General features: G+C 58.9%; 16 protein-coding genes and 1 pseudogene. 11 read left to right on the top strand and 6 right to left on the bottom strand.

From position 1 onward, the window contains the following. Nucleotide 1: 1 nt before the first annotated feature. The 6 genes from I6J28_RS09475 to I6J28_RS09450 all read left to right on the top strand — a co-directional run bounded on the left by I6J28_RS09475 (nucleotide 2) and on the right by I6J28_RS09450 (nucleotide 5,655). Nucleotides 2–823: an SWIM zinc finger family protein gene (locus I6J28_RS09475; protein ID WP_204609481.1), complete on the top strand. Its 822-nt coding sequence runs from the start codon at nucleotides 2–4 to the stop codon at nucleotides 821–823. Then, the gene (locus tag I6J28_RS09470) at nucleotides 823–1,941 is read left to right on the top strand and encodes a metallophosphoesterase family protein (protein WP_204609479.1); all 1,119 of its coding nucleotides are present in this window, start codon (nucleotides 823–825) and stop codon (nucleotides 1,939–1,941) included. The genes I6J28_RS09475 and I6J28_RS09470 overlap by 1 nt, the downstream gene beginning before the upstream one ends. Beyond that, entirely contained in the window at nucleotides 1,941–4,526 is a 2,586-nt protein-coding gene (locus I6J28_RS09465; protein ID WP_204609477.1) for an AAA family ATPase, read from the top strand. The genes I6J28_RS09470 and I6J28_RS09465 overlap by 1 nt, the downstream gene beginning before the upstream one ends. Nucleotides 4,527–4,531: 5 nt before the next feature. After that, the gene (locus I6J28_RS09460; RefSeq protein ID WP_204609474.1) at nucleotides 4,532–5,047 is read left to right on the top strand and encodes a MarR family winged helix-turn-helix transcriptional regulator; all 516 of its coding nucleotides are present in this window, start codon (nucleotides 4,532–4,534) and stop codon (nucleotides 5,045–5,047) included. Then, a complete protein-coding gene (locus I6J28_RS09455) occupies nucleotides 5,044–5,343 on the top strand; it encodes a molecular chaperone GrpE (protein ID WP_204609472.1) in 300 nt (99 codons plus the stop codon). The genes I6J28_RS09460 and I6J28_RS09455 overlap by 4 nt, the downstream gene beginning before the upstream one ends. 108 nt (nucleotides 5,344–5,451) lie before the next feature. Next, nucleotides 5,452–5,655, top strand: a complete 204-nt coding sequence (locus tag I6J28_RS09450; RefSeq protein WP_204609470.1) for a hypothetical protein — start codon at nucleotides 5,452–5,454, stop codon at nucleotides 5,653–5,655. A 56-nt stretch (nucleotides 5,656–5,711) separates the two neighbouring features. Here I6J28_RS09450 and I6J28_RS09445 read toward each other — a convergent pair whose 3' ends face one another. From I6J28_RS09445 to I6J28_RS09435, 3 genes are read right to left on the bottom strand one after another with little or no spacing between them, the layout of a single operon-like run. Next, nucleotides 5,712–6,878 carry an ABC transporter permease gene (locus I6J28_RS09445; protein WP_204609468.1) on the bottom strand — a complete coding sequence of 389 codons (1,167 nt, stop codon included), beginning with the start codon at nucleotides 6,876–6,878 and terminating at the stop codon, nucleotides 5,712–5,714. A gap of 3 nt (nucleotides 6,879–6,881) precedes the next feature. After that, nucleotides 6,882–7,781, bottom strand: coding sequence for an ABC transporter ATP-binding protein (locus tag I6J28_RS09440; protein WP_179386357.1), 900 nt, complete (start codon nucleotides 7,779–7,781; stop codon nucleotides 6,882–6,884). Between the two features lie 2 nt (nucleotides 7,782–7,783). Next, entirely contained in the window at nucleotides 7,784–8,290 is a 507-nt protein-coding gene (locus tag I6J28_RS09435; protein WP_239235749.1) for a hypothetical protein, read from the bottom strand. 99 nt (nucleotides 8,291–8,389) lie between these two features. On the opposite strand from I6J28_RS09435, the gene I6J28_RS09430 reads away from it, so the two are divergent. From I6J28_RS09430 to I6J28_RS09420, 3 genes are all read left to right on the top strand, one after another. Further along, nucleotides 8,390–9,187, top strand: a complete 798-nt coding sequence (locus I6J28_RS09430) for a MerR family transcriptional regulator (protein ID WP_204609466.1) — start codon at nucleotides 8,390–8,392, stop codon at nucleotides 9,185–9,187. A gap of 660 nt (nucleotides 9,188–9,847) precedes the next feature. Further along, the gene (locus tag I6J28_RS09425; protein ID WP_204609464.1) at nucleotides 9,848–10,405 is read left to right on the top strand and encodes a hypothetical protein; all 558 of its coding nucleotides are present in this window, start codon (nucleotides 9,848–9,850) and stop codon (nucleotides 10,403–10,405) included. Between the two features lie 405 nt (nucleotides 10,406–10,810). Next, nucleotides 10,811–11,167 carry a GNAT family N-acetyltransferase gene (locus tag I6J28_RS09420; RefSeq protein WP_204609462.1) on the top strand — a complete coding sequence of 119 codons (357 nt, stop codon included), beginning with the start codon at nucleotides 10,811–10,813 and terminating at the stop codon, nucleotides 11,165–11,167. Nucleotides 11,168–11,316: 149 nt separating this feature from the next. On the opposite strand, the gene I6J28_RS12020 is transcribed toward I6J28_RS09420, so the two are convergent. The 3 genes and pseudogenes from I6J28_RS12020 to I6J28_RS09405 form a co-directional block, all read right to left on the bottom strand. After that, complete coding sequence (locus I6J28_RS12020) at nucleotides 11,317–11,700, bottom strand: Shedu anti-phage system protein SduA domain-containing protein (RefSeq protein WP_204609459.1); 384 nt, start codon at nucleotides 11,698–11,700, stop codon at nucleotides 11,317–11,319. Then, nucleotides 11,619–11,894, bottom strand: a pseudogene (locus I6J28_RS12015) (Shedu anti-phage system protein SduA domain-containing protein); the annotation flags it as partial. The pseudogene I6J28_RS12015 and the gene I6J28_RS12020, both read right to left, overlap by 82 nt. A gap of 15 nt (nucleotides 11,895–11,909) precedes the next feature. Continuing rightward, a complete protein-coding gene (locus I6J28_RS09405; RefSeq protein WP_204609457.1) occupies nucleotides 11,910–12,392 on the bottom strand; it encodes a hypothetical protein in 483 nt (160 codons plus the stop codon). 52 nt (nucleotides 12,393–12,444) lie between these two features. Between I6J28_RS09405 and cmtR the strand changes: the two genes are divergently transcribed. Together cmtR and I6J28_RS09395 are read left to right on the top strand one after the other, a co-directional pair. After that, the gene (gene cmtR / locus I6J28_RS09400; protein ID WP_204609455.1) at nucleotides 12,445–12,804 is read left to right on the top strand and encodes a Cd(II)/Pb(II)-sensing metalloregulatory transcriptional regulator CmtR; all 360 of its coding nucleotides are present in this window, start codon (nucleotides 12,445–12,447) and stop codon (nucleotides 12,802–12,804) included. Continuing rightward, nucleotides 12,801–13,403: a cadmium resistance transporter gene (locus I6J28_RS09395; protein ID WP_204609453.1), complete on the top strand. Its 603-nt coding sequence runs from the start codon at nucleotides 12,801–12,803 to the stop codon at nucleotides 13,401–13,403. Before cmtR ends, I6J28_RS09395 begins: the two co-directional genes overlap by 4 nt. The last annotated feature ends 191 nt before the right edge of the window (nucleotides 13,404–13,594 follow it).

Raw genomic sequence — 13,594 nt, 5'->3', positions numbered from 1 at the left:
CATGGCCGTCAAAGGCGACGACAACGTCATCTATGCCAATTTTGGCACCCGCAAACGAGTAAGCACCCCGGCTGAGGTCAATCACGTAGACCGCAGCGGGCGCATCCTGTCCACTACGGCCTCGCGCATCGCGGCCTTTACCTCGCATGGCGCGGATCGCGGCCGGATTACCCGCGGCCGCCAGTACGCGGAGGGCGGCCACGTCGTGGGCCTCGAGGTGCGCAACGGTGCCATCCATGGCCGCGTGGCAGGCTCCCAGAACGAGCCCTTTGCGGTGCTCATCCAGTTGCCGTACCGCAATAACGACGATATTGCCCAGCTGGCCACCGAATTCGCCCGCACCCCCAATTCCGTGGCCAATGCGCGCAAGGGCATGCTTTCCGACGCCGCCCTGGACACCCTCTTTGCCTCCGAGGCCGAAGACCTCCGCCTGACCTGCGACTGCCCAGATGGCGAGTACGTGTGCAAGCACATCGTGGCGGTGGGCGATAAGCTCGCCACCCGCGCCGATGCGGACCCGGCCGTCATCTTTAATATGCGCGGGCTGGACTTTGCCCGGCTCGAGCGCATGGTCTTAGAACAGGCCAAGGCGGTTAGCCGCGAAAGCTTTACCCCGAGTGACCTGTCCGAGGAAGAAAAGAATGACATCTTCTGGAACGGCCGCGAGCTGCCGAAGCTGCCGCAGCCCAAGGTAGCCCCGGCCATCGATGACTCCGATCCGGACCTATTGCGCAAGGCCATGCGTTCGGTTTCGCATACCAACCTGGATCTCTTGCGCGCGGTATCTGATATTGAAGACCTCTACTACCATCTCTCGCACTAATGACTGCTACCACGTTTATTCATACTTCCGATTTTCAGCTGGGCATGACCCGTTGGTTCTTGAAGGGCGAGGCCCAAGGCCGCTTTAATGATGACCGCGAGGCCGCCATCGTCCGGCTGGGAGAGCTGGCTCAAGACACGGGTGCGGACTTCATAGTCGTGGCCGGCGACGTCTTTGAGCACAATGCCCTCTCGCGCGACATCCTCGCCCGCGCCACGGAGATGTTCAAGCGCCTGCCGGTGCCGGTCTATGTCCTGCCGGGAAACCACGACCCGCTGGTGGCGGATTCGGTCTTTTATAAGGCCAGCGCGGACAATGTTTACGTCATAGCAGACTCGGAGCCCATCGAGGTCGCACCCGGCGTGGAACTGGTTGGCGCGCCGTACCTTTCCAAGCGCGCGAATCACGACTTGGTCCGCCAAGCGCTCGAACCGTTGGAGCCGGCCGCGGGCATCCGCATCGCAGTCGGCCACGGCCAGGTGGATTCCCGCTCCGGCGAGGATGACGCCGATACCATTGACCTTGCCTTCGTCGAGGACTGCCTAGACCGCGGGGTGATCGACTACCTCGCGCTCGGCGATACCCACTCCACCGCGAGCCTTGGCACGACCGGCCGGGTGTGGTTTTCCGGTAGCCCGGAGACCACGGACTATAAGGAAACGAGCACTGGCGGCGGCGAATCCGATTCCGGCAATGCGTTGGTGGTGCGCGTGGGGGATGAGGTGGACGTCGATAAGCGCCGCATCGGCCGCTGGACCTTTGAAGCCCTCGACGCTGCCGTGGATTCTGCCGAAGACGTGGAGCGCTTCCTCGCGCGCCTGGGCGAGTACCCCGATAAGGTGCGCACGGCCGTGAAATATAGCCTGCGCGGCACGCTTGGCGTCGAGGCCCACGCCCGTCTGCAGCGCGGCCTGGACGAGTACGAAGCCGTATTTGCCTCCCTGCGCCCGCGCGAGCGCACCATGGACCTTTACCTGAAACCCAGCGAGGAGGAATTGGCCAGCCTCGATATCTCCGGCTACGCGGCCGAAGCGCTGCATGAACTATTGGACAACCGCGAGGATCCCGTCGCCCGCGACGCCGCCAACCTGCTATTCCGCTTGGAGGGGCAGTCCTAATGCGCATCCACCGCCTAGAACTCACCAACGTTCGCGGCATTGAGCACCTGGTCCTTGATGAGCTGCCCGAGACCGGCGTCGTGGTCATCCATGGCGAGAACGAAGCCGGCAAGTCCACCATCGTGGAGGCGCTCGATGTTGTGCTCACCGAAAAGCACAGCGGCCGCTCCAAGCGCATTCGCTCCCTGCAGCCGGTGGGCAAGGACGTTGCCCCGGAAGTTACGGCCGAGCTGAGCGTAGGGGAGTACCGCTTCCGCATTGCCAAGCGTTGGTTATCCAAGAAGTCCTGCGAGCTGAATGTCACCGCACCCCGGCCGGCGCAGTTTACCGGCAGCCAGGCCGACGATGAGCTAGAGCGCATCCTTTCGGAGCATTTGGATCGCTCGCTTGTCGACGCCCTCTTTATGCGCCAAGACGACACCGGCGCGGCCATCTCTGCTGTCGGCATTCCTAGCCTGACCCGCGCGCTCGAGCGCGAATCCGGTCTGGCCGAGGACGAGGTCTCCGGCGACGATTCCGCGTTGCTCGCTCGCGTGGACAAGGAATACCAGCGCTACTTCACCGCGGCGAAGGGTAACCCGGCCGGCGAGTACAAGGACGCCGTCGCAGCCCTAGCCCGCGCCGAAGAGGAATACACAGAAGCCACCCGCGTCCTGCGCGAGCTCGATTCCGTGGTCGAGCGCTACGAGCAACTCGAGCGCGACCAAGCCGCCGCTGAAGCAGAGCTCCCCGCCGCCCGCGCCGATCTCACCGACAAACAGGCGCAGGCCGAGGAAGCCGCCACCGCGCAGGCCACCCTGGACTCCCATAAGGCCACCCTCGCTCGTGCTTTAGAAGACCTTGCCCGTGCGCAAGCCGCGGTCACCGAGCGTGCCGAGCTCGTCACCGCGGCCGAAGAAGCTGCCGTGGCCACCGAGGCCGCCCAGCATAAGCTCTCCGCCGCGCAAGACAAGGCGAAGGAAGAAGCCGCGGCCAAAGAATTGCTGGAGAAGCAACTGGCAGAGGCCAAAGCGGACTATGCCGCGGCCCGCACCACTCTCAAACAGGCACGTCGCCTGCAGGATAAGCAGAAGTTTGAGCAGCTCAGCGCCCGGCTGGAATCGCTTGACTCCCTTGCCGCCGAGGCGGATCAAGCCCGCGCCGTCGTTGCGCAGCGCGGCCGGGAGGTCACCGCGGCCGATATCACCGGCCTGCATAAGGCAGACTCAGCGCTGTCGGTGGCCGAGCGCCTGCACGAGGCCGCTGCCGCCAAGGTGCATTTCTCCGGGCCGGCCGGCTCCACCATCCGCGTCGATGGCGAGGACATCGAGGTGGGGGAGGACACCGCCGTCGAGCTTGTCGATTCCCGCGTAATCACCATCGGCGATATCACCGCCCGCTTCTCGGCCGGTTCCTATTCCGCGGAGGACACCCAGCGCGATGTGGAACAGGCGCGCATGCGGCTGCGGGATCTGCTCGATACCCTCGGCGTAGAATCTGTAGCTGCGGCCGAAGAAGCTCATGAGACGCACCGTGCGCAGAACGACGACCTCGATGCCGCCACCCGCGCCCTAGCTGCGGAACTGGGTGCGGATGATTTAGGCGAGCTGCGCGCCCAGCATACTGCGCTGGCTGAGAAGATCGCGGACCTTGCGGACGTGGAAGAGGTAGACCTCGCCGCCGCCGAAGCCGCGGAGGAAGAAGCTAGCGAAAAGGTCGATGCGCTCGACCGCGAACTCGTGCCGTACCGCGAAAGCCGCCTAGCCCATGAGGCTGTGCGCCTCGATGCCGAACTTGCCGCGGCCCGCGAAAACGCGCAGCGCGTGACTCGAGACCTTTCCTCCGCACGCGAACGCGCCGCCGACGAGGACCTGCGTGCTGAGGTCATCCGCTTGGAATCCGTAGTGGCGGACCTGCGCGGGCAGCTAGATCAGATGGAAGCCGTAGACCTTGATACCGCCAACTCCTTGGTGGAAGGCGCGCAGTCCCACCTGGATTACCTCACCGAACGTATCCAACGCTGCGAGGTAGACCTCGGCCGGCTTTCCAGCGAGGTGAACTTCCACTCCGGTGCCGCCGAGCGCGCCCAACGGGCCACCGCGGCGGTGGAGATGGCCCGGGCAGTATACGAAAGCGTCGACAAGCGCGCGCAAGCCGCACGCTACCTGCGCGAACTATTGCTTAAGCACCGCGATGCCGCCCGCCAGCGCTACGCCGCGCCCTTCGTGGCTGCTCTCTCACAGCTGGCCCGCACCGTGTACGGTGGCGACATCACTTTCGAGCTCGATGAGGACCTTCGCGTGACTACCCGCACCCAGGACAATGAGACGGTGAGCCTAGCGAGCTTGTCCGGAGGTGCCCGCGAGCAGCTGGCCATCCTCACCCGCTTTGCCATCGCGCAATTAGTAGGGCCGGAGTCGGTTCCCGTCATCGTAGATGATGCGCTGGGCTCTACCGATGCACACCGCCTGCAGCTTATGGCCACGCTGTTTTCCCACGTGGGACGAGACAACCAGGTATTGGTCTTTACCTGCATGCCAGAGCGCTACTCCCGCGTGCCGGGACGCGATGAGCGCGACATAGCTTCCCTCAAAGGGGTAATCTAGGTCCCATGCCTTATCAAACTCGCTGGTTAAACGACGAAGAACAGGAGCTATGGCGCCTGTTGCTTGCCGCTGTGCGAAAAATAGATAGGGGAATGGAGGAAACGCTGAAAGCCGGCGGCGAGGTATCTGCCTCCGAGTTCGCCGTCCTCGTTGCCCTGTCCGAGGCACCGGAACAACGCCTGCGCCTGCACGAGCTGTGCACTCAGCTGGAGTGGGACCGCTCCCGCGCCTCCCACCAAGTAACCAGGATGGAAAAGCGCGGCCTGCTCACCAAAGAACCGGACGAGGACGATGCTCGCGGCATCAACGTGTGCGTGACTCATGTTGGCCTAGAACACTTGCGGCGTGCCGCTCCTGAACACGTGGAATCCGTGCGCCGCATGGTCTTTGACCACCTGCAACCCGAGGACGTGCCCGCCCTTCGGCGCTTTTTTGCCGGAGTACTACAGGTCAAAAACATCCCGGGCTATGAGGGGTACGTGCCAGATTCGCTACTACACGGAAAGGATCAAGCTCCATGATGGGACAAGAGCTCTTTGAGCACCCGAAGAAGCAATATAAGACCTACGGGATCACCGCGTTGGAGGAGCTTAGCCCGCGAATCGGCGATCCAGAGGTGCACTTGGACGACGCCGCCAGCGAGGAACAAGTTGCCGCCATGGAGGAGGCACTAGAGGCCTACCCAGATTCCGCTCTCACCTATGACCAAGACACCGAGCTGTGGATCGTCGGCGCGGAAGAGGACATTGAGCGCATGCTTGGAGACCGCGAGTCCTTTGTAGAGGCGCTGCTCAATGATGAGGACCCAGGAATTTAATTGCCGAATTTCGGTGTCAATCAAAAGTGCGAGGAATGCGGCCTTGCGGGCACTTAACTGTTAAGATATCCGTAGTTAATCCTCGGTGGATCGAAAGGTTTTATCATTATGAACGAGCGTGAGGCTCAGGAGCAGCGCGAAGCAGCAGCCCGCGATAAGAGCAAGGGCTGGGTTTCCGTCTTTGTGCAGTGGATCCCGAACATGCTGCTAGCCGTAGTGATGCTGGCAGCCATGTTCTTCGGTATGTACTACATCGAGCACGGCACCTTGGACATTACCCAGCCGATTACCAACGAGTTCATCACTCAGTAGCTTCGGTACATAGAAGAATCCGGCTCCCGCACCATCGGCGGGGAGCCGGATTATTTTTATTTGCCCAGCGCCTGGCGCCAGGTCATCTTGCGGCCATTGTTCAAAATGGCGCGGCGGTAGATGCGACCGACGAGGATGATAATCAGTGCGGTCACCACAGCCATGAGCACATAGCTAGCTAGCAAACCTAACCAGCTGAGGTTGCCCCCGGCCACCTGCATCGGAGCGACCAGCATGGAGACCGGCGGCAACCAGGTCATGACCTGCATCCACGTGGCATCCAGGTGCGCCCAGCCGAACATGGGAACATAGCCTGTCGCCATGATGAGGAAGAGGATGGGCGCCTGCGTGGACTGGAGATCCTCGGTGCGCTGCACCATGGAGCCGGCTGCAGCGTAAAGGCTGCCAAAGAAAAGCAGGCCTAGAATCTCGCCCACAAGGAGGACGGCTACCAAGCCATAATCTAGCTCGATGTCACTAGCCAGGCCGGTCGCAGCAAGCGAGATCGCGCCCCCGCCCAAGATGAGGAGGATAGCTAAGAACCCGATGATGGAATTGCCCAAAATTTTGCCGGCCAAAAAGTCTACCGGACGCACGGAGGATAAGATGATTTCCACTACGCGGGAGGATTTTTCCTCGGTGACGCGGCCGCCAATTAGACCGGAGAAGGTCGCGACGGAAAAGACCACAACCATGACTCCGATTAGTACCGTGGCAACGCTGGCTAGCTTCTGTTCAGTGCCGTCCTCTTCTTCTAAGTTCACCTGATTGACCGTGGTCGAGGGGGTAGCCTTTTCTAACTCTTGTGGGTCAATATTGAGCTTATCCAGCGCCGTTGCTTGTGCTTGAGAAGCAACGATTTGGTTGACCGTGGTAGTTACCGCGGCAGGTGTATCGCCCTTGCTGAGGAGATCCCAGCCGTCGTTCTCTGCCGGTACTAGGGCGGCATCGGCCTCTTCGTCTTCTACCAATTGCTGGGCTTCCGCGCGGTCTTTTGCCTCTGTGGCATCGATACCGGAATCATCAAAGGCAGACGCTTCCATGCCCACGACGGCTACAGAATCTGGTTCATCATCTCCGCCGAAAATATTGATGGCGATAGGCGCGATAATGGCACCGAGGATGAGTAGCAGCATGGTGCCCACTACCATCTTCGACTTCAGCGCGACTGCCATCTCACGCTTGGCTACAACTCCGATGGTCTTCATTGCGGAATACTGCATGGCCTAGGCCTCCTCGTTCTGGTTGCTGGTGACGACGTCTTGGAATAGCTCGGTGAGATCCGGGATCTTGCGGCCGAAGGAATGTACCGGGCCTGCGGCTAGGGCTGCCTGCAGGATTGCCTGGTCATCGATGGTTTCATCGGCCTCGAGCACGACGGCGTCGGCAGTTTCTGCCACCAGCTCCGTGCCTTCCGGATACCAGCCGCGCGCTGGGGTAGCGACTTCAAAGCGGGGAGGGCCTTGGCTGCGCAGCTTATCGACGCCCCCTTCAGCCACCATATGCCCCTTCGTCACAATGCCCACGCGGTCACACAAGCGCTGCACCAAGTCCAACTGGTGCGAGGAGAAAATGACGGGCACGCCGCGATTGGCGCGCTCGCGCAGCATGTCTGACATGACGTTGACCGCCACCGGGTCCAGCCCGGAGAAGGGCTCGTCCAGAATCAGCATGTCTGGGTCGTGGATAAGGGAGGCTGCGAGCTGTACCCTCTGCTGGTTGCCCAAAGACAGGTCATCGAGCTTATCGTCCATACGCTCACCCAGGCCCAGCTGTTCTAGAAGCTCAGTACCGGCGCGCTTGGCGGCGGGTTTATCCATGCCGTGCAGGGTGCCGAGGAAGACCAGCTGGCTCAGGAGTGGCTCCTTGCCGTAGAGCCCGCGCTCTTCTGGCATATAACCAATGCGGCGGCGGTTATCGTCATTAATCGGGGCGTCATCGAAGTAGACCTCGCCAGAGTCTTTGGCCAGCACACCAAGTGCAATGCGCATGGTGGTGGACTTTCCGGCGCCGTTGGATCCGACGAAACCGAAGATTTCGCCGTCACCAACGCTAAAGGTCATATCCCGCAGGGCTTGAGTCTCCCCGAAGGACTTATTGAGGTGATCGATGGTCAAAGTGGGCATGTTTAGTCCTCCGAGTTCTGATTGAAGGTCAGTGCGTATCCGACAGCGGGCAGGGTGGCAGAGATGAAATAACTAAAGAGCAGGTAGTAGCCGACTCCTAAGAGAAATTTGGTGCTATTTAATTCGAAGATATCTGCGCCCAGGAACCCAAAGTTGGATATGAAAGCAGCCGCGCTCCCGCCGATAAGCAATGACGTAGACAGCTTGAACGCCTTTTGCCGCCAGTGGTCCAGCACCTGGGCCTCATATTCATCGAGAGAGGCCAGAGGCTTCGTGTCCTTGGAGTCGATGGAAATTCGCAGAATGGTCCACGGTACGCACGAGAGCGCGATTGTTATCGACATGGCAAAGAGGGCCCAATAGGCGGAAAATGCTAAGGCAATGATGAGGAAAATCGCGGATACGGCCACGCAGCCATACATTGACGCGATTAATCCACGTGTGGGGCCGGGTCTGCGGAACCGTTCGGCGCGGATCGTTGTTGAAACTGGGGCGTCATTTGCTGTCATGCACCCAAGTGTTGCATAAACCCAACACTCTGGCAACAGTTTCTGCAGATTTTTCTTTGAGGTTGACCCTGACGCAGCGTAAGGCGCGACAATGAAGCCATGGACGACATCGATGAAGTTCTCTATACCGTTGGCGAGGTAGCAGCGCTCTTCCGCATCACGGTGCGCACTTTGCATCACTGGGAGGCACAAGGCTTGCTGTCTCCAACGTGGCGCAGTTGGTCCAACTACCGGCTGTACACCGAAGAAGACTGCGCCCGCGTGCAGAAGATTCTGATCTATCGCGCCACCGGTATGAAATTGACCGATATTAAACAGCTGCTAGATGGCGGTGCCTCCGACTTAGAACATTTGCGGAGGCAAAAGGAGAGCCTGCTCGCGCAGCGCGACAGCCTTACTGACATGCTGGCAGCAATTGACACCTTGATGGAGGATGCAATGAATAACCGAAAGCTCACCACCGAAGAAATCGGACAGATTGTCGGCGATGCCAACTTCGCCGCGCATCAACAAGAAGCCGAAGAGGCCTACGGATCGAGCGAGGATTGGGCTGTGTATCAGCAGCGCACTGCCGGTTGGTCGGAGAAGAACTGGAGCGATGCTCAAGCCGGCGTGGCTGAGGTGGATAAAGAACTTGCCGAAGCTGTAGCGAGCGGTAAGGCACCGGATTCGGAGGAGGCGCAGGGGATCGTCGAAAAGCACCGCGAAGCATTAAGCGCCTTCTTTCCCGTCACGCCGGCAAAGCACTTCTTGATTTCACGCGGCTACGTAGCTGACGAGCGCTTCCGTGCCCACTATGAAACGCAGCAAGAGGGGTTGGCGCAATGGTTGGCGGACGCCATTGAGCATGCTGCTAAGGCGCAAGGGGTGGATACCGACAATCCAGAGTGGCGATAGAAGGCTCGTGTCCAGCTAAGGAAGACCTAGCTGACCGGAGGAAAAATAAACCGCTGCCCACCAGAAAATCCTGCTGGGCAGCGGGGTCGGAAAACTCCTTCACCAGCTCCAACCCCACACCCTTGCTACCGGTGTTCTACGGCCTCATCCGAAATGTTTCACGCCACCACGCTGAACTGGAAAGTCACTGCCACGATCAGGCACCCGTTTCGTAGCTCGACCCGGTCCGCGAGACGGAAAACCGCGCTGTCCAGGAAGGTAGACATACGCCGACAGTATCAGACACACCGCCCGGCAAGCTGTGCAAGCCGGCCACGAGTCCGACATTGAATCCGCCGTGTGCGCGGGGTATTCCCGATTTTTCCTGGCCATATTCCCCAGAAAACCAGTGATAGGTTGCCCCCGAAAGGTGGTCACTTTCGTTCCGATTTTGTGTACATGGCTAGAGCGATTGTTGGAACTCGGGTGGTTTCGGTATTGGAAGGAGATAAGGCATCTAGGTGATATTTCTTTCCGATTGTCTCATGAAAACAAGACAGTTGACGTCAAAGTTATTTCAACTATGACAGGCGTCTCAATACCGAAAGACTTATTGTGCCCCGCAGTTACGTCTTGAATTCGCAAAGTGAGCAGAAAACTACTCGTTCTGCCAGAAGAAAAATGGTTGCTTTCCTGATGTCAACCGTTCTTCCAACGTCTACTTTGTCCATAGTTCCCGCTGCAAGTGCTGACAGTATTTCAGAATCTGCCCCAATCTATAGTGAAAGGGTGGAAGGGTTTCCACCGGAGTTTTATGAAGCTCTCGACAATGCCTCGAAAGAATCTACTCCGGAAGGCGTAGCTGCGGCACTTTTTCCAAGCGATCCGGAAGCTCAAGCTGAGATAATGCCTTCGCTTCGTGAAGTTGAAGCAATCCAGAAGCAACATTCTGATTCGGAAGAGGTTTCTGTCCGTGCGGTTCCAGCCGCTATTCTGCCGTTCATTGCTGCAATTGGTGGCTGCGTCGTAGGGGCTCTTGGAGGAGCGGCTGCAAGCGAGCTGGTTAGTAAAATAAGGCATGGTCACAGATTAGAAGCCGAAGCCCGTGTTGATGCGCTAATTGGTGGCTGCATCACAGGGGCAGTCCCTCCGTTGCTTCGTCCTGTCGCAAACGCTGCAAAGGTCCCCATTCGTAATGCCGTATTAGCGCTTATGATTAGGTGGTATCAGATTACTTAAGAGCTGAGTAGGACACTTATGAAAAATGGGGCTTGGCCTCTTTGGCAAGTAGTCACCGCGTCTCTCTTAGGAGCTATCGCGGTCACAATTATATCGCTCCAGAGTGAGCAGGGAACCCTGGTGGAAGCGATTTTAATCTTCTGCTTGTCTTCGGTTTTTCTTTTTATCGTGTTCTTTTCTGCAGCGAGACTATTCAACGCGCTCTACCGACGTTGGAAATCTTTCAATCAGGAATAGGCGTAAAATTATAACGTCTATTCCTTTCTTTACTGGAGCAGCAATTGTTTCCATCATTGCCGCAGCCGTACTTTAAGCGCTGTGCATCTGGTGCACATCTTGAGTTCTGAGAGTCGTTGCAACGCTTTCCCTGGTTGCGCCCTTTAGCGTGGTGTATCTGTTACCCGGGTGAAGCCTCGTTTCGGTGAGCATAAAGGCGACCACCGCGTAGATCATATTGCAGCGTCCCCAGTTACGTTTGATTCTACGGAAGGGTGGTTCGGCCTTGGCCCCGTATCAGTTTCGCCGGATCAGCAGGGAAATGGAATCGGCAGTGCGCTCATCAAAGCCGCTCTGAACCAGTTAAAGCAGGCGGGTGCTGCTGGCACCGTTGTTTTAGGGGAGCCGGATTATTACTGCCGCTTCGGCTCTAAGCAGATACCAGGAGCGTATTTTACTGGCACGCCGGCTGAGTATTTTACTGTCCTGCCTATTGGACACGAGGCCCCCGCGGGGGCCGTTCGCTATCTTCGCGCGTTTGGCTAGCGCGAAAAAATTTGCGTTCAGAATATCTCTATGCGTCAAGAAGGTGATGAATCAAGGCTTCGGGGCTTTCACGAAACCCCTGACCAGTTATATCAGATCCGCGGCTACACGACAGTAGTCAAACAAATGCCGCGAGCAGGAACTTCGTCTTAGAACTCAAAGTTAGGAACCTCCGCATCCGTGCCTTCTCGCTTCTCAGCAAGCTCCACATTCCACCGCGTCCGCTCGACAAGTTCGTCAAAGGTAAGCACCTCCGGTGACCTAAGGTTCGAGAGGAAACTTTCAAAGCTACGGAACTTCGCGTCAATCCGGTTTCCTTGCGAGCTACACAAGTCGCTCATGGAGCCGATCACCAAAAACGAGCGTGGCTCGACCAAATTCGCACCGTCGCCAGTGCTGCCTCCCTCGGTGTTCCTCTCGGCAATCCATCTAGCGTGGCTCTCTTTGGCGACTAGAACCGTTTCTTGGCCTGGGCTACTGCGCCGAAGAAATCGCGGCTGATCCCGTAAACAGCACTGCGGTATTGGTCCCATGTCAGCAAAGGCGTGTCCGGGTGTTTAATCTCTGCCAGTGCCACTGAACGCAGCAGGCCGTTGGACACTAAGAAGGCGTCGGCGCGTTTCCCGGAAGCGTGCAGGTTTGCTCCGCGAACTGTTTGCTCAAGATTTCTCTCGTCCCAAGTGGTGTAGAGTCTACTTCCGAGACCAACGCCGAGGGCCCATGGGTTGGCTTCGAGAAGGTTCTACCACGCCTTCTCAGCGCCACCCGCCGCGTTTTTCGCTTCGGCAAACGCTTCGTGGTCGTCGAGCCACGATTGCATAGTGTTAACGACGTCGCGACGGTTCTTCAGTTCCTTGATCTCGGCGGCCGAGGTCTCGGTTTCTACGAGTACCTGGAGCGCCTTAGGGTCTCGCTTGTACAGCCGCTGAAGTTCGCTTTGGTCGGCGATGATGCGGTTGAGGGCGTCATCGTCAACCCTGGAGGTTTTCTCGCCGGTAACGGGAATCGAGGCGAGGCTGCGGGTGAGGTCGATAAGTTTGTTTGAGCCTTCCCGGTTCGAGACGACGACATCATCGAGTTTCGGTCGTTCGAGTCTCTTCTTCGCGCCTGAAAACAGACCTCGCCAACTACGCCAGGCTCGCGCACAACTTGGATCTCGAGCTGGCGACGCTGTTTCGCAACTTTGCCGGAATCTCTGCCACTTCCACTGTTTTCTGAGCAGCACACGCCGCTACATCGGACTTGACATGTTCAGTGCTCGCTGTATAGTTCAGTCCATGCTGACTATTGCTTCACGTCTCGACGTGATGAACCGCCTGGGTCGTGCACTGGCCGATCCCACTCGATCGCGGATCATCTTGACCCTGCTCGACCATCCCGCTTACCCGGCGGAACTGGCTCGAGCTTTGGACCTGACACGCCCGAATGTGTCCAACCACCTGGCATGCCTGCGCGATTGCGGGATCGTCATCTCCGAGCCCGAGGGTCGTCGGACACGATACGAGATTGCCGATCCCCACCTGGCGCAGGCGCTGACGACACTGGTCGATGCCACCCTGGCAGTAGACGAAGACGCCCCGTGCATGGATTCCGCCTGCTCGCTTCCCGGATGCGACGTAGCTGGGGAGGGCGCATGATCCTCACCACGGTCTTGCAGGCGATAGGCCTGTTCGCAACTACCAACATCGACGACATCATCGTGCTCTCCCTCTTCTTCGCGCGAGGGGCAGGCCAGAGCGGAACCACCGCCCGTATTTTGGCCGGCCAGTACCTCGGTTTTGCCGGCATCCTCGTCGCCGCGATCCTTGTGACCATCGGCGCCGGAGCATTTCTGCCCCCGGCAGCTATTCCATACTTTGGTCTCATCCCTCTGGGCATCGGCCTCTGGGCCGCATGGCAGGCCTGGCGCGGAGACGATAACGACGATGACGACGAGGCCAAGGTTGCCGGCAAGAAGGTCGGCGTTTGGACAGTCGCAGGCGTCACGTTTGCCAATGGCGGCGACAACATCGGTGTCTACACCCCTGTATTCCTCAGCGTGGAACCTCTCGCGGTAGTCGCCTACTGCGTTATCTTCCTCGCGCTCGTTGCGCTCTTGGTGGCCCTGGCAAAGTTCGTCGCCACCCGCCCCCCGATCGCGGAAGTGCTCGAACGCTGGGAGGGCATCCTCTTTCCCATCGTTCTCATCGGCCTCGGCATCGTGATCCTCGTCAGCGGCGGAGCCTTCGGGCTCTGACGGAGCAGCAGTGTTCCAAACGGCCCCGACTGGGCGCACCCCTCTCTGTTCAGACCCCAACAACTACCCGCAGCCAGTCCTGCGTGATCACAGCAACAAGACCGCTATGAAGCGCTGCAAAAACCGCGCCACCAGATGAGTACGGAAACTCTTCCGCGGCTCGGTCCGCGCTCATAAACAATCCGCGCTAT

This window comes from Corynebacterium tuberculostearicum (assembly GCF_016894265.1).
GTDB lineage: Bacteria > Actinomycetota > Actinomycetes > Mycobacteriales > Mycobacteriaceae > Corynebacterium > Corynebacterium tuberculostearicum_D.
Note: the sequence above shows the minus strand (reverse complement) of the source record. Positions and strands in the feature narration are given on the sequence as shown.

Coding starts and splice junctions, on each gene's coding strand:
- I6J28_RS09450 (WP_204609470.1), top strand. CDS start 5,452: ATGAACGAGCGTGAGGCTCAGGAGCAGCGCGAAGCAGCAGCCCGCGAT.
- I6J28_RS09435 (WP_239235749.1), bottom strand. CDS start 8,290: ATGACAGCAAATGACGCCCCAGTTTCAACAACGATCCGCGCCGAACGG.
- I6J28_RS09475 (WP_204609481.1), top strand. CDS start 2: ATGGCCGTCAAAGGCGACGACAACGTCATCTATGCCAATTTTGGCACC.
- cmtR (WP_204609455.1), top strand. CDS start 12,445: ATGCTGACTATTGCTTCACGTCTCGACGTGATGAACCGCCTGGGTCGT.
- I6J28_RS09440 (WP_179386357.1), bottom strand. CDS start 7,781: ATGCCCACTTTGACCATCGATCACCTCAATAAGTCCTTCGGGGAGACT.
- I6J28_RS09465 (WP_204609477.1), top strand. CDS start 1,941: ATGCGCATCCACCGCCTAGAACTCACCAACGTTCGCGGCATTGAGCAC.
- I6J28_RS09470 (WP_204609479.1), top strand. CDS start 823: ATGACTGCTACCACGTTTATTCATACTTCCGATTTTCAGCTGGGCATG.
- I6J28_RS09460 (WP_204609474.1), top strand. CDS start 4,532: ATGCCTTATCAAACTCGCTGGTTAAACGACGAAGAACAGGAGCTATGG.
- I6J28_RS09445 (WP_204609468.1), bottom strand. CDS start 6,878: ATGCAGTATTCCGCAATGAAGACCATCGGAGTTGTAGCCAAGCGTGAG.
- I6J28_RS09425 (WP_204609464.1), top strand. CDS start 9,848: ATGGTTGCTTTCCTGATGTCAACCGTTCTTCCAACGTCTACTTTGTCC.
- I6J28_RS09430 (WP_204609466.1), top strand. CDS start 8,390: ATGGACGACATCGATGAAGTTCTCTATACCGTTGGCGAGGTAGCAGCG.
- I6J28_RS12020 (WP_204609459.1), bottom strand. CDS start 11,700: ATGGGACCAATACCGCAGTGCTGTTTACGGGATCAGCCGCGATTTCTT.
- I6J28_RS09455 (WP_204609472.1), top strand. CDS start 5,044: ATGATGGGACAAGAGCTCTTTGAGCACCCGAAGAAGCAATATAAGACC.
- I6J28_RS09395 (WP_204609453.1), top strand. CDS start 12,801: ATGATCCTCACCACGGTCTTGCAGGCGATAGGCCTGTTCGCAACTACC.